The organism is Shewanella oncorhynchi, assembly GCF_012584455.1.
Classification (GTDB): Bacteria; Pseudomonadota; Gammaproteobacteria; order Enterobacterales; family Shewanellaceae; genus Shewanella; species Shewanella oncorhynchi.
Genome location: NZ_JABAEB010000002.1, coordinates 144,521 through 162,670 on the forward strand (window position 1 = coordinate 144,521; position 18,150 = coordinate 162,670).

Annotated in this window: 14 protein-coding genes; 8 read left to right on the forward strand and 6 right to left on the reverse strand. The window is 44.6% G+C overall.

Annotation, left to right across the window (positions count from 1 at the left end):
- Positions 1–242: 242 nt before the first annotated feature.
- The 5 genes from HGO26_RS02965 to HGO26_RS02985 all read left to right on the forward strand — a co-directional run bounded on the left by HGO26_RS02965 (position 243) and on the right by HGO26_RS02985 (position 7,163).
- Positions 243–1,643, forward strand: a complete 1,401-nt coding sequence (locus HGO26_RS02965) for a KAP family P-loop NTPase fold protein (RefSeq protein ID WP_168823219.1) — start codon at positions 243–245, stop codon at positions 1,641–1,643.
- A gap of 1 nt (position 1,644) precedes the next feature.
- Positions 1,645–4,416: a leucine-rich repeat domain-containing protein gene (locus HGO26_RS02970; protein ID WP_168823221.1), complete on the forward strand. Its 2,772-nt coding sequence runs from the start codon at positions 1,645–1,647 to the stop codon at positions 4,414–4,416.
- A gap of 528 nt (positions 4,417–4,944) precedes the next feature.
- The gene (locus HGO26_RS02975; RefSeq protein WP_028760636.1) at positions 4,945–5,121 is read left to right on the forward strand and encodes a DUF1328 family protein; all 177 of its coding nucleotides are present in this window, start codon (positions 4,945–4,947) and stop codon (positions 5,119–5,121) included.
- Between the two features lie 23 nt (positions 5,122–5,144).
- Positions 5,145–5,339 (forward strand): hypothetical protein, encoded by a 195-nt coding sequence (locus HGO26_RS02980; protein ID WP_028760637.1) that lies wholly within the window; start codon positions 5,145–5,147, stop codon positions 5,337–5,339.
- Between the two features lie 144 nt (positions 5,340–5,483).
- Positions 5,484–7,163, forward strand: coding sequence for a diacylglycerol kinase family protein (locus HGO26_RS02985; RefSeq protein WP_168823224.1), 1,680 nt, complete (start codon positions 5,484–5,486; stop codon positions 7,161–7,163).
- A 50-nt stretch (positions 7,164–7,213) separates the two neighbouring features.
- Here HGO26_RS02985 and HGO26_RS02990 read toward each other — a convergent pair whose 3' ends face one another.
- From HGO26_RS02990 to HGO26_RS03000, 3 genes are all read right to left on the reverse strand, one after another.
- Entirely contained in the window at positions 7,214–7,873 is a 660-nt protein-coding gene (locus tag HGO26_RS02990) for a hypothetical protein (protein ID WP_168823226.1), read from the reverse strand.
- Positions 7,874–8,093: 220 nt separating this feature from the next.
- A complete protein-coding gene (locus tag HGO26_RS02995; protein ID WP_168823228.1) occupies positions 8,094–9,170 on the reverse strand; it encodes an L-dopachrome tautomerase-related protein in 1,077 nt (358 codons plus the stop codon).
- Positions 9,171–9,279: 109 nt separating this feature from the next.
- Positions 9,280–10,650 (reverse strand): sigma-54 interaction domain-containing protein, encoded by a 1,371-nt coding sequence (locus tag HGO26_RS03000; RefSeq protein ID WP_168823230.1) that lies wholly within the window; start codon positions 10,648–10,650, stop codon positions 9,280–9,282.
- A 246-nt stretch (positions 10,651–10,896) separates the two neighbouring features.
- Between HGO26_RS03000 and HGO26_RS03005 the strand changes: the two genes are divergently transcribed.
- Complete coding sequence (locus HGO26_RS03005) at positions 10,897–11,352, forward strand: glutamyl-tRNA reductase (protein ID WP_168823232.1); 456 nt, start codon at positions 10,897–10,899, stop codon at positions 11,350–11,352.
- Positions 11,353–11,626: 274 nt separating this feature from the next.
- Positions 11,627–12,181, forward strand: coding sequence for a BON domain-containing protein (locus HGO26_RS03010; RefSeq protein ID WP_168823234.1), 555 nt, complete (start codon positions 11,627–11,629; stop codon positions 12,179–12,181).
- Between the two features lie 268 nt (positions 12,182–12,449).
- Here the strand turns inward: HGO26_RS03010 and HGO26_RS03015 are convergent, their stop codons facing one another.
- The 3 genes from HGO26_RS03015 to HGO26_RS03025 all read right to left on the reverse strand — a co-directional run bounded on the left by HGO26_RS03015 (position 12,450) and on the right by HGO26_RS03025 (position 15,113).
- Entirely contained in the window at positions 12,450–12,854 is a 405-nt protein-coding gene (locus HGO26_RS03015) for a DUF3224 domain-containing protein (RefSeq protein ID WP_168823236.1), read from the reverse strand.
- A gap of 129 nt (positions 12,855–12,983) precedes the next feature.
- Positions 12,984–13,760 carry a hypothetical protein gene (locus HGO26_RS03020; RefSeq protein WP_105249748.1) on the reverse strand — a complete coding sequence of 259 codons (777 nt, stop codon included), beginning with the start codon at positions 13,758–13,760 and terminating at the stop codon, positions 12,984–12,986.
- Between the two features lie 213 nt (positions 13,761–13,973).
- Positions 13,974–15,113 carry a polysaccharide deacetylase family protein gene (locus tag HGO26_RS03025; protein ID WP_168823238.1) on the reverse strand — a complete coding sequence of 380 codons (1,140 nt, stop codon included), beginning with the start codon at positions 15,111–15,113 and terminating at the stop codon, positions 13,974–13,976.
- A gap of 342 nt (positions 15,114–15,455) precedes the next feature.
- On the opposite strand from HGO26_RS03025, the gene HGO26_RS03030 reads away from it, so the two are divergent.
- Positions 15,456–18,092: a TonB-dependent receptor gene (locus HGO26_RS03030; protein ID WP_168823240.1), complete on the forward strand. Its 2,637-nt coding sequence runs from the start codon at positions 15,456–15,458 to the stop codon at positions 18,090–18,092.
- Positions 18,093–18,150 lie beyond the last annotated feature (58 nt).

Below are 18,150 nucleotides of genomic sequence, written 5' to 3' on the forward strand. Positions count from 1 at the left end.
ATGCAGCTAAGCACTGTCGCTCTAGTGGCACGCCGTGAACCCATCCCTGGGGGCTCAACGGAAAAGTCCCTTTTCCCGATGGCCACTGCCGCGACAGTGCCCGCCTGCAACTTACGGCATTAACTGTGACGATCCACATACGGTCAAGCCTGACTAACAAGCCAATAGAATCTAAAGGGAAAACACCGTAAGATACCGACTCGTTAATCGAATTGTATGTACTGCTAGGATATGGATACCGCATGGCTCATCAAAGCTTAAACGACTTGCCCGTCTTAACCGACGACTTCGGCCTTTACACTACTTTTGTAGAAGGTATCGCTGAAGAGATACGTCAGAGTCAGGCACCTAAAACCATCGCTATTACAGGTTATTGGGGCAGCGGCAAGACCAGCGTTTTAGCGCAGTTATACGCACAGTTATTCGGTGAGAACCCACCTTCGATAAAGGGTGAAGCGGTTCCTACCTCTAACGATGCTACCCCGCATTACCATGGCGTATGGTTCGAAGCATGGCGCTATCAACATGAGCCTCAGCCCATTATCGCCCTTATGCATACTATGCGTCAGTCCTTCAGTCAGAAGAGAAAGCTTTTTGACCAAACGGGAAAAATACTCAATGTCAGTGCAGTGGCGGGGCTTAGTGTGCTTGATGGCTCGATCAAAATGTTAAGTGGGGGCATGGTTTCTGGCCTGGATAAGTTCCCATCCATCGGCGAAAAGTACGAAAGAGACAATTTACTCAGCCAACTCTCAACCGATCAGATAAACAATGCCCTCAGCACCGCCATAGATCACTTACTGACAAACAAAGTTAAGATAGGTGAGACAGATAGAAAATGTATTATTTTTATCGATGATCTTGATCGCTGTGATGCGGCAACAGCCAAAAAACTGCTAGAGGGCATCAAGGTTCACCTCAACTTAGAAAACTGTATTTTCATCATTGCTATCGACCCTGCACAGTTGGAAGCCAGCTTTAAGCTCGAACACGCTCAACTACGAAATACGGGCAATATAGAAGACCTATCGAATCACGATGCAACTGAATATCTAGAAAAACTTTGCCAAGACGCCCACAGGTTGCCCATTGCCAGTCAACAGAATATTGCCGACTTTGTAGCGAACAATTTAAACAAAATATTTACACATGAACACGACAAATACAGCGACATTATTGCGGCAATTAAAGCTGAGCTCGAACGACAAAACTACCTGCCAGCCAATCCGCGGCGCCTGAAAATGATCTGTAATCGTTTGGCTGCCTTTATCAGCAAAACCAACGGCGAAAACCAAAATCAATACCATGCTCAATCCCTACTGTTTCTCGCCAGTGCTTATGTGAGTTACAGAGAGATTTACGAGATGCTCAGCGTCAGCGCTAAGTCAATTAATGATGTAGCTGAATTTTGTTCATCACGAGTTCAGTCTAAAATACCCGCCTTTAAATATCTCACAAGTTCGAATACCGAGGCGCGCGGCGCATTTATACATCCCAATAAAATCACTGAATTTCGCTTCGCCAGTTTGCTAACAGAAATAGAGGCAAATGGTAACTTGCCTGCTTGGGGAGATTACCTGCATAAACTCATCCAATCCTATAATACATCCACTCCCGCAGGCGCAGTCCCAGAGGTCGAATAGTATGAAGTATTTCCCCGAATTTGAGCCCTCGGATAAAAGCAAATTTATTGACCTTTACCGTGAAGGATTTGACCGCTATTGCCGCCAATTAGCAGACTATTATGGTTGCCTGAATAATCAAGGCCTAGCTCTATTGGATGATGATGCCGATACAGATCAAGACAGTGCCTTTATCGATGATCTCTTCGTGCTACCAAGCTTTGGCACCAGTGCCACCAGCGCCAAAAACTTCGATACTGCGCAGCAAACGCTGCAGGCCAAAGACAACATCAGTCTAGCCAAGCTGTTAGCAGCAAAACCGCGCCAATTTATATTAGGTGATCCAGGGATAGGCAAAACGACTTTTCTGCATTGGCTGGCAATAAGTCTAGCCCATCATAGAAGTAACTATGTGCAACAGGCTATGGGGCCCTTACTGCCAATCCTTTTAAGGGTGAGGGATTTTCGTGCCTTTCTCACGACGTCCGTCAACGCAGAGCAGTTTATCGCCAATCTTAAGAGTTATTTAGGCTCCCTTGGTGAACTGTTGGATCTAGATAAGCTCACTGAGGTCATGGCCAATGGTCAGGTCTTACTGTTGGTCGACGGGTTGGATGAAATCGGCAAGCAGGAAATGCTGAATCTGGGGCAAACTCTAGCAACTCTGTTTAGCCAATATCCATCATGCCGATGCATTATGACCGCGCGGGTTGTTGGTTTCGATGCATCCTTGCTTTGGCCCTTTGCCAATATTGATAAAAATCAGCCACTAGATTTACACGAATTGAATGAGGTGGATGAACTTGATATTCAGGCTAAAGATGGGCTTAACCCTAAGCTAGCCAATCCAAACAGACTTAAGCGTAAGATTGATGCATCCCAACTGCATGACTTTGGGCTCTATTATATCCAGCCACTCAATAATGAGCAGCGACTCCAGTTCAGCCAGAAATGGTGCCACATTTATGTAAACACTAGCGATGCACAAGCGCAGTTTATCGACGATCTACAGGCCGCTTTTGACGGTAACGATGCGCTCAATAACTTATCGCGCACCCCTGTACTGCTGAATATGATCAGCTTTATTCAACAACGCCGTGGTCGCCTGCCTAATGGTCGGGCAGAACTCTACCAGAAAATCATCGAGACCTATTTGGTTAGCATGGACAGGGCCAGAGGCATAAAAAATAACTTTATCGACAGTGAAGATTTCGACTATACCGACATACGCAACTGGCTGGCGAAACTGGCCTATGCGATGCAGTTAGGCAAGCTGAGTGAATTATTAGGTAAAACTGGCAACAACAGTGTTCAAATTGAAAAGCTCTATTTTGATAATGAGGTTGGCCGCGTCACCAACCTTACAGAAAGTGAACTGACAAGATTCTTCGCTAAAGAGCTAGAAGAAGTCTATGAAGATAAAGACAAATGCCAACAAACCGCCAAAAGCTTGATCGATTATATCAAGCGCCGTACTGGCTTTTTGATCGACAGGGGTCAGGATGCCAAGCAAGGGCACGAGGCAGTATTTGCCTTCAGTCACTTGTCTTTTCAGGAATATTTTGCCGCCCACTTTATTAGTGGGCAATGGTCACAGTTGAGCTGTAATTCAACGTTGGTCGACTCCCTGACCTTAAGTTGTAATAGCCAAAGCTGGTTCGAATGCTGGCAGTTGGTGTTTGAAGACTATTCCCAAAACGGCAATAGCCGTCAGCAACACAGCCAATTTATCGACAAGCTGTTTGGTACAGTTGAGCAGCTTACTGAAAAATTCCCCGATAGAGATGACATATTCGGAGATAAGGTGGATCATGCGCTGCATCTGCTGAGTAAAATCATCCTCAACCCTGCGGTTAAGCTCTCCCCCAACTACCGCCAGCAGCAAGTCACTGAGCTGTGGATACATAATTTCACCGAAGGACAGTTTGATGGTTCAGCATCCATCTATAGCCTGTGGCCCGAGCTTTGCCGCGATTATGATAACGAAGAGAGTTTGAGCCGCAAGGCGATAGCGGTCGCTTTCGCACGTTGTGGACATGAGAATGCAGCGAGTCTCAATTTAAGCGGCTTACAATCGGCCGATCTACGGCCGCTTAAACTTTGGACCTACTTGAAAAACTTGGATTTAAGCCGTACACAAGTGAACAACTTGCATCAATTAGAAAATTTAAACCAACTGAACACTCTCAAATTTAATGACACACAAGTCTCAGACTTATCACCCTTAGCCCAGCTAACCGAACTTGAATGGCTTTCTTTTTCGGGCACTACCGTGGCAGATTTAACGTCCCTATTAGGGCTATCAAAGCTTTATGCTCTTTATATGGGATACACTCAAGTCTCCGAACTGACGCCATTGGCGGGACTGCGACAACTAAATACTCTTGTGCTCCACGGCACTAAAGTGACCAATTTATCACCAATGGCCAATTTGACTAATATACGTTATCTGATTTGCAGCAATACTGATGTCACAGACTTGGCGTCGCTAGCGAAATTAACTCAGCTTAGACTGCTCAGGCTAAATAATACTCAGATATCTGACTTGACCCCTTTGGCCAACATGCCTAAATTATGGAATTTAGAGGTAGCCAACACTTCTATCACAGACCTAACGCCATTAAAAAAATTAATAGGGCTAAAAGACCTTGATATATCCCACACCCAAGTGTCCAATCTCACGCCTCTGGCCAAACTGCCAAGCTTAGGAGAGGTATATGCTAGCGGATGTGACCAGCTTGATTCGGCAAGCCTAAAAAGCTTACCAAAGTACATCAAAGTACATCTTGATTGACGGAGATAACTTGCTGATTAATTTCAACATATTGGCAAGTAATGACTCCATCTGATTTGCACTGCTGCACTCGCTAGCATCCAGCACGTTCGCATGACGGCTCATCAAAACAGGGAAGTTTTGATGACAGCAATCATTGAGCGCCGCGCGTTTTTAACCACAGTAATTGCTTGGCGTTAAAAAGCCCATAGAGAACAAGCCGACACTGATTAATTAATGAATTGATTCACGAATTAACAGTGTCGGCTTTTATTTGTCTTTACTTATGAACGACATCAGCTCACAGTCTTTGATTCAACGTATTAGGCTGAAACTCTTACCGAAGCTTAGGTAAAAATTGCCTACCCCTCTTTTAATTCACTCACACTATTTTAAATAAAATGATTTAAATTATATTTAAAATCAATTAACTACTTAAAATTTTTAAAGTTGGCATTAAGATCGCAATCAAGTAAGAGCCATTAGCCGTTACCTTACAAGTGACACAAACGGTCATGAGAAGGATTAATACAAGGGCAGGAGGTTATTATGCTAGGTTGGACATTAGTATTTCTAGTTGTTGCCGTGATTGCCGGGTTGTTAGGATTTGCTGGGATTGCTGGCGCAGCGGCGGGAATAGCGAAAATCATTTTCTTCATATTTATTGTGTTATTAGTGATTTCTCTGCTGATCAATGCCCTTAAGGGTAAATCACCGCGACTATAATTTTTTTAGAAAAGGAGATAGATATGAAACCATTTACCCTGATGACAAGTGCAGCATTCGCATTATTACTCGCCCTAGGTTTAACGGCCTGTAGTGATAACAAAGCCGAAGACGCGGGCGAAAAAATCGATGAAGTAATGACTGATACAGGTAACGCCATCGAAGATGCCTGTGAAGAAGTCAAAGAAGGTGTTAAAGCTAAAGATACTAAGTGCTAAACAAATCTCACTTTAGGGTGGCAATAGACTCGTCTACTGCCACCCTTTTGGTTTAGACTCGCTCATTTCTGCATCTCTCATCTCGACATCTATCCATTCAAGTGCAACGATTTTAACCAAGAACAATGGCATTGGAGGACTTGCATGCTAACGAAGATCCACATCAAATATTTGTACACTGCAGGTGCAGTATTGTTAGCCTATTTTGCAGTAACAGACACTTCTCCCCTGCTCACTTTCATTTGTGCATGGACAAGTCTGTCACTGTTTTTAGTCGGTTCAGCCTATTGGTTTAATCTCGCCAGTATTTTTAGAAAACGCCAAGATGGCACTATTCCTTGGTATATTCGTTGGGGTTTTATTCCCTTTTTATTAGGCAGTCGACTCTATAACCACTGGGCCAGAAAATACGATTCAGTACCGCCCATGCAAAGGATTGATGAACATCTGTATCTCGGCTGTAGACTCTTTTCCGCAGATCTGGAAACGATTAAAGCCAATAAGATCACTGCCATTCTGGATGTCACCGCTGAATTTGATGGCTTAGATTGGTCGCAATTTGAAGATCATATCGAGTATTTAAATATTCCCATCCTCGACCATAGCGTACCGACCAGCGCCCAACTCAATCAAGCCGTTAACTGGCTGCACCGCCAAGTGCGCGCCAATAAACAGGTACTCATCCACTGTGCTATGGGTCGTGGCCGCTCAGTGCTGGTACTCGCCGCTTATTTGGTTTGTAAAGATAAACAACAGCACTTCGCCGAAGTACTGCAGCAGATAAAGCAAATTCGCAAAACCGCTAGCTTAAACAAATGGCAATTACGCGCGCTCGATCGCATGCTCAGTCAAGGGAAAATTAACATCCACAAAGTGGCGTGGATTATCGCCAACCCAGTCTCTGGTGGCGGGAAATGGCAAGAATACAGCGAGCAAATCCAAGATGAACTCAAAGCCTATTTTGACCTGACTTTAAAACTCACAACAGCAGACGAAACCGCAAATGTCTTCGCCGAGCAAGCCCGTAATGCAGGCGCTGATATCATTATCGCCTGTGGTGGCGATGGTACTGTGACTGAAGTGGCCTCTCAAATCGTTGATACGGATATCGTCTTAGGCATCATTCCTCTTGGCACAACTAATGCCCTCAGCCATGCCCTCTTTGGTTTAGGCAGTAAGCTTATTCCTATCTCTCAGGCGCTGGATAATATTATTCAAGGGCATTGCCAAGCCATTGATACCGCGCGTTGTAATGAGGCGTTAGTGTTGTTGCTCGTAGGTATAGGGTTTGAGCAACAAATGATTGAATCCGCGAACCGTGAGCGTAAAAATGCCCTCGGCCAGTTTGCCTACCTCGATGGCTTATGGCGCGCAGTGAATGCCGATATCACTTTAACCATCCAGCTCAGCTTAGATGATGCAAAACCCACAACATTGACGACCCATAGCCTAATCGTTGCCAATGCCGCACCGTTTACCAGCGTGTTGGCGCAGGGCGATGGCGAACCAAACATGACCGACGGGTTGCTCGACATTACTTGGTTGGATGCTGGCGATGAACCCAAAGAGCAGTTGCTTAGCCTCGCTGAATTAGCGATTGCAGGATGGGTGAAAGAAGGCAATAAAAATGTGCGAGATCAACAAGCGAGTGCAAGTAAAGTCCATCATGCACATGCTAAAAAGGTCACCATCAGCAGCCAGCCTAAGTGTAAATATGTGATTGATGGTGAAGTATTTGAGCCAGCGGATCTCACTATTGAAGTCCAGCCAGCATCTCTTAAAGTGTTTGTTCCTTATCAGGAAACCACTGAGCAAGATGAGTGATCGTTGTGGAGGACATCCAGCCTAACTTTTTAGGCTGGATGTCTGAGAATTTATAGAACGAACAAAAAATATAAAATATTCAACAAAATAAATATAACCAGCAGAACCAATACCCGCATGAAATTAAATTCACTACCTTTGGGAAGTGATTTTTGAGTGATGTTACTAAAATCCTGAAATTTACAATCTATCGCCTGCGCACATTGCTGTAGAACTTGTTGTAATTCCTTTCTATCAGTACTGTCACCTAATATCAATTGAGCACCGTTGGGCTGGTACAATTCTAAATAAGCCAGATAATGTTGGACAGTATCTTCCGCTTGGCGATTGCGGCTGATCTGATGCCAACGGGTGATTTGCAGCTGATAAAGTTGCACTGCTTTGATGTCCGAAAAGGCATAGGAACGCCACCGCCACAATCCCATATACCTCCCATTGAATAAACCTTTACCGAGCCACAATTGCTGTTGCTCAGCATCTAACCAACACTGTTGCTGAACAAACGCAGTCGGTAACACGGGTAACAATAGAAACAATGTTACCCAGCCGAGAACGAGCTGTAGTATCGGATCGGGTTGTAAATAGGTTGCTCTGGCGCAGAGTAAACCAAGCAGTAATAACCCAGCAGCAAACAGCCATAATAGAGGTCGGTACTGAGTACTCAGAGTTTGAATATAAAATGCATTTTTAGAAGGTTGATTGAGTTTCACTGAACTTGTTCCTTGTTCCTTGTTCCAAAAATTATCTCACCATTCAATATTGACCTGTGCCAGTCACAATAAGAGGCATTGATAGTTTGCACAATCAACACCTAACTCATTTCTAGACGCTTTCGAGTTAAACCAAAGACTCACATCAACGTAAATAAACAGTTGCGATATAACTCATACTGCAAATATAAGCTGCAACTTTGCAGTTGCAGCTAAGGTGTTATTGACCCGCAGCAGTATCCTCACCGGTCCAGAGTCGCATGATACGATAAGGCGGTTTGGCTGTTTCGGCTTTTCCATTAAAGGCTTTTGCTTTATGCAATTGGTTCACTGAAATATATAACCAGCCTGTTTCACCAAATTGCACACTATCAGGAAAATCCAGTAGTGGAGAACTGACCGCTGTTGTTAGTGTGCCTTTGTTATCTAGCATGGAAATGGCATTGTGGTTCAAATTGGTAAAGTAATGATTACCTTGTTTGGACGTTGCAGCGCCATCTGATACAGGCTTGGCTCCGACTAATTTTACCGTGGCGATAATTTTATCATTATTGCCTGTTTGTAAAGCTGCAGTCGATAACTGATACCAGTGAGTACCATTCATTGCACCATAATAGAGTGTACTTCCATCGGCAGATAAACTGATTGGATTGACCGCTACACTGGCGACTTTGCCATTAAACAATGTTGTTTTGTTATCTATGTTCATTACTGCATCCGTTTCGGCCTGCAGCGAGCTATGACCTGAAAAACGTATTGTATGGCCATCGTCGATACGCACCGCTAAGAGGCCAGGGTTGGCGATATCGGCTAAATAAATCCAGCCTTTTTGAGAGTCGACAACCAGATCCTGCATAAAGCTGCCTTTAGGCGCGAGAGCTTGTGGTAGGACGATTTGTTTATATAGACTGCCGTCCTTAATGTTGAATCCCCAAATCCTTGTCTGGCCTAATTCTAACCCCATATCTGCGGTCCAGAGGTGTCCAGCCTTGTCCTGAGCAATACCTAATAAGGTATCAAATTGAGCAGTATTGGCTGTCGATGTTTTTTGCAAATCCATTGAAGGCCAAGCTTTATAAGCGTTGGTCTCACGATTAACTTCAATCAATTGCAAACCTGATGGTGTATCAAATGGATGTACTGTGGCAAAAATCCGACCTTGTGCAGTGACGCTGACATTGCCAGGTCGTATTGGCAATTCAGCGACTGTTTCAAGACTTCCTACTACTGGGGTGGCGTTTACAAAACTACTGGCTGTCAAAGAAAGCCATAATGCTGTTGTTAATAAGTGTTTCATATTCTATCTCCGCTTTTTCTGTTTAAGGGCTGTAGAATAGGAGTTATTATTTACAAAAAAAAGAGTATAAAACTTAGCTCTGTTTCAATATTAATTTGATAATTAATATTTATTCAGCAGTCGTTTCACCGGTCTCGACTTGCTGCTCGTACTTGCTGAGCTTGTTGTAGAGGGTTTTAACGCTGATCCCCAGTTGTTCGGCGGTATCCGTTTTATTACCTTGAGTGGTTTCTAGTGCTTGATAAATAGCGATTCTCTCTAAATCATCTAAGCGCATGCCTTGGGGGATAACAACTTGTTCACCACCACATAAACCCACTTCATTCGTCTGAGGTAGCTGTAAATGGCTGGGTAAAATATCCTGATCGGCCAGAATATAGGCTCGCTCAATTGCATGTTTTAATTCGCGCACATTACCAGACCAAGGGTACTTAGCAATCATCTGAATACAGTCTTCAGCTAAGCTCTTATTCTGCTTTTCGGCCACGTTACGATAGGCAAGAAAATGCTGCGCAAGCCCAATAATATCCTCGCCACGTTCCCGTAAGGGCGGAACGCGAATGGGAAACTGAGCCAAACGAAAGTACAAATCTTCTCGAAATAGCCCTGCCTCTATCGCCACTATGGGATCACGGTTAGTCGCTGCCACAATACGTACGTTTGCACGTTGCACTTTGTCGCCACCCACAGGACGATACTCGCTATTTTCCAACACTCTGAGTAACTTCACTTGATGATCAATCGGCATTTCGGTGACTTCATCGAGAAACAAGGTCCCGCCTTCAGCCTGTTCAAATACGCCTTTGTGATCGCGATTCGCCCCCGTAAATGCGCCTTTGACATGACCAAACAGCTCACTGTCGACCAATTCTGGGCTTAATGCACCACAGTTAATCGCAATAAAAGGCTCGTTCACCCTAGGGCTGGCAAGATGTATGGTATTAGCAACCAGTTCTTTCCCGACCCCACTTTCCCCAATAATCAGCACATTACTGCCTGTCGCAGAGACGCGACGAATTGTGCGATATAGCTTGTGCATAGGAGCTGATGAACCAACAAGCAAACCGTATTGGTCTAGCTCACTAGCAAAAGGATGCAGTCGATTAGGCGATGACGCTAAATACTGTGCAAAATCAGCAAAAATTTCGCTGATTAGCGGCATATCGTAAGGTTTGCGAAAGTGGTAACCAGCAAAATGAGACATTAACTGATCAAGATTAGGGTTTGGCTGACCATCGGAGAGAAAAATAAACTCAATATTTGACATGGCCGCATTATCCAGCAGCACAAGGTAATCTTCACGACTAAGACTGGATAACTCAATAATGGCAACATCGACGTGATTTGCCTCTAGCTGCTCTATCCAAGGCAAGTCATCGACACTGCGTAGCTTATTAAAGTCAGCAGCGCCAGCAAGTTCGATGATTGCTTGCTCGGCGCCAACATCCTGCAAGTGATAAAAAAGTGTCAGTCGAGCCATGCGTATCTACTCCCTGTATGAAAAACTACTGTATGTCAGCCATGAAATTTTAACAACAGCAACGGTAATAGTTGCCGATGTTCTAAGATGATATCTCGATGAACTGAGAATATCAGTCTAAAAATCAGCCTGTTAAAATATCATTAAAAACGAGAACAGAATATGCATGGTAGCTGAACGAAACAAAATCAGTTTACCCAAGCAGTTAAACAATCTATGTCGAACACTGGCATTAGGAGGCCCATAATGAAGTCTAATGTTGTGCAACATCAGACTGATATCCGCGCCGATATCATGTTGATCGATGAAATCATCGAGCTGAATCAAGAAGGACTCACATTTTACAACCAAGCGAGGAGGTATGTCGAAGACTATAATCTTAAACGTGTTTTTTCCGCCAAAGCTAACATCCACCAACGAATGTTAACTCGGTTTGAACAGCTGAGACGTTTGGCTGACGAGCCAATTAATGGCCTAAGTCACACCGTGCACGTCACTTATGCTCAAGCAACAGAATTGCTGCAACAGTGCCAAATTTCGCAGGCTATGACCGCCCTTGTCGACATAGAGCAGCAAGTGCTAATCCAAATAAAACAAGCAGTAAGGCAAGCGCATCAGCCACAACTTGCAAACCAACTTGCAGAGGGTGCCGCTTGGCTGCAAATGAGTTACGACGGTACGGGATCGCTCAATCACCATTAATTCTCTGTCGCTAAGTGAGCCATATTTAACCGACTCCCCCACTTTTACTACAGACATAATACCGCACTGATGAGTGCGGTTTTTTATGTTCGAATGATGGCTCAGCATGCCAGAAAAAATTACATTTTGTCGGTAAAAAAGACCGACCAAAAGGAAAGTGCTAAGGTATAAAAACGCCAGATAAAACAATTAAAACATTAAAAATCATAAACTTAAAAACATTGGCACGATTGGCGCATTATCTAGCTTCGAGAAAACAACGGAGGATATGATTATGAAAACTACAACAGCATCAGTACTAGTGGCTTTACTTGTCGGTTCAATCAGTTTAAATGTGGCCGCCGCCCAAGATTGGAAAGGCGGAACCAAGGATGCATGGATCGATGGTAAAGCAGAAACCACTTTACTGCTCAACACGAATCTCAATTCCTTCGACATCATTACAGATGTCAAAGATGGTAAAGTGACGTTAACAGGTAAAGTGGAAAGCAGTGTGGATAAAGCCCTCGCCACAGAGCTCATCAAGAGCTTAGATGGGGTGAAAGATGTAGATAACCAACTCACTGTGATGAATGAAAAAGAAGGCACCAGTGAAGTTATTGCCACCTTAACTGACTCTAAAGTTGCCACAGTCATCAAAACGCGTTTACTGTTTTCAACTGACGTATCCGGCACCCAAATTAATGTGGATGTTGCCAATGGCATAGTCACATTGAAAGGTGAAGTTGCCAGCGATGCAGAACGTCAACTAGCACTGAAAATTGCCGAAAATACCGACGATGTGAAAAAGGTCGTTGATAAAATTAAAGTTGTTAAAAAAGTGTCTTAACTCTCGCGACAACGGCATTTTTTAAATTAAACGTATTTTAAGTAACAGCACGCCGATCTAGACTCAAGGTTCGATAGTGCTTTATGAAAAAAGAATCAAAAAAAACCAGCCTCAGCTGGTTTTTTTATGTCCATTTTCAGACTCAATCGAAAAGACTTACTCACTTAAATTAAGAGGAGTGAATTAAGATGACTCGAATGATCATAAAGGAGAAGAGTTACAGAAAACTGAGCTAAAACGCAGGCGTTACTCAAGCTTCAAAGCCAAACTAAGCTTCAAAGCCAAACTGGAATACATAAAAATGTTGGCCATTCTCAATATTGATGGTCATAGTGCCAGTTAACCCCAGCAACTCCCCCGCCCCAGAATGGGGTATCACTTCTAAGATCAGACGATTTTGTCCATCGGTCATAATGCCAAAATGTTGTAATACAAAACTGCCCTGCTTACCGCACAAATTACCAACCACTTGTTCAATGGCCACATAGCCAGCAGAGCCCTTGACTGACGTCATAGCACTGAGCATTTCCCCTTTGCTGCGACCCTCAAGCTCACCATAAAAGGTTTTATCTAAGCCCATACGTCCTAACGTCACACCACCAATACCAGTAGCATAGGGGCTATCAGGAGTGAGCTTAACATCAAATTTCCCAGTGATTTTGCTAACTTGCATGACACTCTCCTTGTCGAAATCTTATGCTGACCTATTACCTGCTAACGCTTGCTATTGAAGCAAACATCACCCACAGACCGAAAAACAACTTAGCATAAGCCTGCGTAGATCCATAATGGCATTTACACGCTACTTATGTATGCTGGTCTCACTCACTACCATCTCTATGGTTTTGACTATTTCAGGGCTTTCAGACATAGGTTGGTCAGACGCTCTATCGCGATAAGTCACAGCAATTTTGAATGGGGCTTCAAAAGGATAAACAGGTTCAATACTATCCACTTCGATTCGATCGCCAAGCATGACACTGCCTAAGTGTTTCAAGCTATTGTGTTTAAAATCCAGATTAAACAATCCAAGATACCAAAATACGCCTGAACCTTGAGTCGTCACAATAAAGGGCGCCACAAAGGGCATAGTTTGCATTTTAGGATCATCTTGAATCGGTGCGTCACTTTGGGTGTCCGGCTCTAGAGCTGGATCGAAATTTAACGGTGTAATGCGCAAGTAATCGAGTAATGCTCGACCTTTTACCTCACCATCTTGGTAGTCGCCCATAGCAAACTCTGTTTGCTTGATCTTAATAAAATGTGTCAGTGCAACGGACTTGCCGCCCTCAGGCAGCGTTATTTCAACAGGATTGGCGGTATTTAAGCTAAAGAGTTTGAGCATCACTTCCGATGCATTCGCCACAGGCTTTACCTCAAAAGGTGTCACAGTTTCGATCTCATTCGCCTGAGCCTGAGTTTTTTCATGCGCCATGGCTTCATCGTATTGCATCACCTGTCCATCTTCCATCACCATATAAATATCATCATTGGTCATGTTGAAACGGTAAATACCCGCAGCAAGTAAGGCTAATACCACTAAGGTTGCCGCTATGGTTAATTTTACAAACGTACTCATCTTCTCTCCCCAATCGCGCTCGTTATGCGCTACTTTTCTAACACCGATAAACTTCAAATCAATGTCGGAGCAGTATTACAGATACTGAGTTAAAGCGAAGTGGGTAAAGTGTAAAAAATGCCGCTATTTTGAATTTTGTCAGGCTAAGTTCAGCAACATGCCTTTTACTCGACCAATATGATGGGCCGAGTAAATACTCAGCCCAATACATCACTACTTTTCGTTTTTCCACAAGGCTGGGGTTTGGCTTGGTTGCCAATTGCTTTGGGAGAAATGCGCTTGCACTAAAGAATAGATTTTATCTTGATAGGACACAAACTCAGGTAGTTGATAATTATGCTGTTCCTGCCAAGCAGGGGCATAATTATCTAGCGTATCAAAACGATACCCTTGACGTTGAGCTTCTTCAACAAAACGCTTAATTTTAGGCAAGTTGATGGTTGCACCTTGTCCGCGGTGAGCATTCTCAAACAGGAAGTCGTGGGTCAAGATAACCACTTTCCCGTTATGTAAACCATCACTACAATCTAAGTTCTGCGTACGACTGTTAAGCGGATTCATCGTCGTTCCAGCGCAGGTGTTGATCACTTGATTGACTTTTGCCACCAGCTCAACCCCATCAGCCATGGATTCAGCAGGAAAGGCAACCCCCCAATCCTCTGGTCCCCAGTCTAGATCCCAGCCAAATATTTTATAGTCACTCTCGGCGAGCATGTTTTGAATTTGCACCGCAACTTGCGAACTGTTGGTCGAGGTTTCTGCGGTACAAGCAAAAGCAGGATCCCAAGGCGGCACAGTATCGGATGTCGCACACAAGCCGTCGCCTTTGAGTTTACTGGTCACTCGCCAACCATTGGTGTAAGGCAAACGTGCCAACTTAGTCATCTTGTTATTGGGATAACTGGCGGCATTAGGAATAAGTTCAACCACTTTGGCCGTGTTCGTCACAAAATAGGTGAAATCGGTGGCCGCATCTTGATAGGATTTTACAGGCCAGAGTCCAACTTGATTACAATATGCCGCCCCAGATTGCACGCCATCAGTGCAGTTATGCAGCATATGATCGTAACTGTGGTTTGCCAGAATATGACCATCGTCTAGCAAGCGTTGTAGGGCGACAGCCGCTAACGCCTCGTTTTCATCCCCTTCGCCATACATATGAAACGCATTAATAAAGAACGTCGCCTTAATATTGGCATCCTTTAACGTATCTAACAGCCCTAAGGTCGCGTCAATTGGACCATCATCAAAGGTAAGGTAAATGGTTTTATCGCTGGCGTAGGCCGCACTTAAGCCAGTACTCAAGCTCGCAACACAAAGCCCAACTGCAACGGCTATCGATTTCAGTTTCATGATTTCATCCTATAAATAATGTTTAAAGATGAATAAGTTAGTTCTCTTTACGCACTGGTTAATTCATAACCTGTAGACAGCGAGTTCACTCATCCGTTTAGCTTATCTATAGTGAGTAATCCCGCCGGCATTAGTTATACCATCCTAGCAACAAGCCATACTTTTCTACGCTAAGTCGATAAATCCTGCCTTTGCACCCAGTTAACCATCCCCTTACCCAAGGCTTCAAAGACAATAGAAAAATACCAATCCTAGTGTGAAAAGTACCGCATCAACAATTCGATAACAGGTAAGTTAACTGGAGAAAAAAACAACACAAAAGCACTACAGGGATGCAATAACATGTCAGAAGGTCAACTATTTAAGAGCTCTTTGCTCGCATTATGTATCGCTAACGCCTTGTTCGGGATGAGCTCAACCGCAATCGCGGCGGAGCAACAAGAGGCAACCGCAGAAAATATTGAGGTGATCCAAGTACGCGGCATACGTCGCTCGATTGAAGCCTCGATGAATACCAAACGCTTCGCCGATTCCACGGTCGATGCCATCACCTCGGAAGACATAGGTAAGTTTCCCGATAAAAACATCGGTGATGCGCTGCAGCGAATTTCAGGGGTGACGGTCGATAGGCAATACGGTGAAGTGAGTGGGGTCACCATTCGTGGTACAGCGCCAGAACAGAGTCGTATTTTGCTGAACGGTCAAACCGTTGCGAGCACCTCTTGGTATGATCTTGGTCCTGCCACTCGTACCTTCAACATGGAATTATTGTCAGCCGAGCAAGTCAGTGCGGTTGAAGTCCACAAAACGCCAACCGCTAGCCTTGAAGAAGGTGCGCTGGGCGGCACTGTCGATCTCAAAACCCGTAAGCCCTTAGATCTCGATGCTCACACATATCAAGTGGCGGGTGAGTTGAGCCAAAGCAGCCTGTACGATGAAACAGATCCAAGTGGATCTTTCGTCGGAAGCTGGAAAAATGACGATGAAAAATTTGGTATTTTAGGCGCTTACTCAGTAGAAAAACTCACCAGTGGTCGGCATGTATTAGAATCGCTCAGCGGTTATTATGAATACTTCGCTGCCGATCCTGCACAAGACCAAGAATCAACTGTCGGGGCGTGGGGGATTGGCTCACAGGCATTTAGGGCCGAACGCGAACGGACCAGTGCCCAAGTCACACTGCAATTTGCACCGACTGAAAAAACAGAGTTCACCTTAGATTACTTTAATTTTGAACTCGATATCCCCCACGTAAACCATAACTTCTTAACCGTTGGCGCGCGCGGTTCAGGCTCCACCAACGTAGTGAACAACACCCAAGGCGGCACAGCATCGGCAACGATTCTGCCAGCGTATGCGTCGATTATTTATAACCCTGTGGTACGCCACGCGGTCAATATGAAATCTGACGTACTCAACTTAACCGGAAAATACGTCGGAGACAGTTTTACGGTAAGTGGCGTCATTGGCCAATCGACCTCAGATGGCGGCACCCAAGGCGGCTCATCTTCTTGGTGGATCCCTGCGACGGACCAAGGCGGCAAAATTGGCGATCCCGCCTTCCCTAATGGTCAAGGCAGTGTCGATGGTGGCTTTAGTTACGATGCCACAGGTCCCTATCAAGTGGTGCTGACGAGCCTAGATGCCAACGATGCTAGCCAGTTCAAGCATGCGCAAGAAGCCAACTACGAAACCACAGTGCAAGATCATAAAGTCACCTACGCACAGTCTGACTTCGAATATCAACTCGATCATGATTTTATTAATAAAATTGCGGTCGGGATTAAGTACAACACCAGTGATTTCGAGCGTAATGCCTTCAACCGTAACCCCGCAGAAATCTTAGGTTTTGTGCCCAATGGCAACCTAGCCAACTGGAGCGATGGCGTACTGTCTGGCCTGCATTCCCAGAGCGGCGGCAATGTGCTCGACTCCTATGCCAAGTTAGATGAAGACAAATGGTGGGCGTTTATCAGCGAGAAATACGCCAATGGCGAGTTAGTGGAAGTCGCCGATCTCGGTAACACCTTCACTGTCGAAGAGGATATGTTGGCCCTGTACGCCCAAGCGGATTTCAGCGGCGAATTCTATCGTGGTAACTTTGGTTTGCGTTACGTTAACACAGACCAAACCTCAACCGGTTTTGCCGATGGCAAACCCTACAATGAATCCGTTAATTACGATAATTGGTTACCGAGTATCAACGTCGCCTTCGATCTACAAGAAGATCTAATCCTACGTGCCTCGGCCTCTGCCGTGATGGCGCGTAACAACTACAGCGACCTCAAACCAGGTTTAGCCATAGCGAAAAACTTTGGTACTGCGACCGGCGGTAATCCAAATTTAAAACCCTATAAGGCGAATCAAGCTGACCTTGGCATCGAATGGTACTTCACTGAATCTTCTATGCTGTCGGCAGCCTTGTTCTACAAAGATATTGATAACGTAGTGTTTGTCACTGAGTCGACTCAATACATTGAAGGTTGCGGTGCATCAGAATCCGAGTGGGATAAATGCCGTGTCACAGCCCCAGCCAATGGCGGTAGCGGCTCTGTTACTGGGCTTGAAATCCAGCTACAACATAACTTTGAAAGCGGTTTTGGCTTCTTAACCAACTACACCTATGTGGACAGTAAGAGCACGCGCCCCGATGGCACAGAGCAGATGATTGAAGGTGTGTCAGAAAACTCCTTCAACGGCTCACTCTTCTACGAAGATGATCTGTTCAGCGCCCGTATCGCCTATAACTGGCGTTCAGAATACTTAGGCGTGGGTAATATTCAAAACGTGTTAAACGACAGCTATCAACAAGTGGATGCCTCGATTATTTGGCATGCGATGGAGAACTTAGATGTTTCACTCGAAGGGGTTAACTTAACCAATGAAGTGGTGCAATCCTATGATGTTAAATACGGATTAACCCAAAACACCATCGAATTTGGTTCACGCTATTTCGTCGGTGCTAGCTACAAATTTTAAACTTGAGTCACAGCATAGCCGACCTTAGGGTCGGCTTTTTGCGTTGATAATGCAGAGG

Coding starts and splice junctions, on each gene's coding strand:
- HGO26_RS02965 (WP_168823219.1), top strand. CDS start 243: ATGGCTCATCAAAGCTTAAACGACTTGCCCGTCTTAACCGACGACTTC.
- HGO26_RS02970 (WP_168823221.1), top strand. CDS start 1,645: ATGAAGTATTTCCCCGAATTTGAGCCCTCGGATAAAAGCAAATTTATT.
- HGO26_RS02975 (WP_028760636.1), top strand. CDS start 4,945: ATGCTAGGTTGGACATTAGTATTTCTAGTTGTTGCCGTGATTGCCGGG.
- HGO26_RS02980 (WP_028760637.1), top strand. CDS start 5,145: ATGAAACCATTTACCCTGATGACAAGTGCAGCATTCGCATTATTACTC.
- HGO26_RS02985 (WP_168823224.1), top strand. CDS start 5,484: ATGCTAACGAAGATCCACATCAAATATTTGTACACTGCAGGTGCAGTA.
- HGO26_RS02995 (WP_168823228.1), bottom strand. CDS start 9,170: ATGAAACACTTATTAACAACAGCATTATGGCTTTCTTTGACAGCCAGT.
- HGO26_RS03000 (WP_168823230.1), bottom strand. CDS start 10,650: ATGGCTCGACTGACACTTTTTTATCACTTGCAGGATGTTGGCGCCGAG.
- HGO26_RS03005 (WP_168823232.1), top strand. CDS start 10,897: ATGAAGTCTAATGTTGTGCAACATCAGACTGATATCCGCGCCGATATC.
- HGO26_RS03010 (WP_168823234.1), top strand. CDS start 11,627: ATGAAAACTACAACAGCATCAGTACTAGTGGCTTTACTTGTCGGTTCA.
- HGO26_RS03015 (WP_168823236.1), bottom strand. CDS start 12,854: ATGCAAGTTAGCAAAATCACTGGGAAATTTGATGTTAAGCTCACTCCT.
- HGO26_RS03020 (WP_105249748.1), bottom strand. CDS start 13,760: ATGAGTACGTTTGTAAAATTAACCATAGCGGCAACCTTAGTGGTATTA.
- HGO26_RS03025 (WP_168823238.1), bottom strand. CDS start 15,113: ATGAAACTGAAATCGATAGCCGTTGCAGTTGGGCTTTGTGTTGCGAGC.
- HGO26_RS03030 (WP_168823240.1), top strand. CDS start 15,456: ATGTCAGAAGGTCAACTATTTAAGAGCTCTTTGCTCGCATTATGTATC.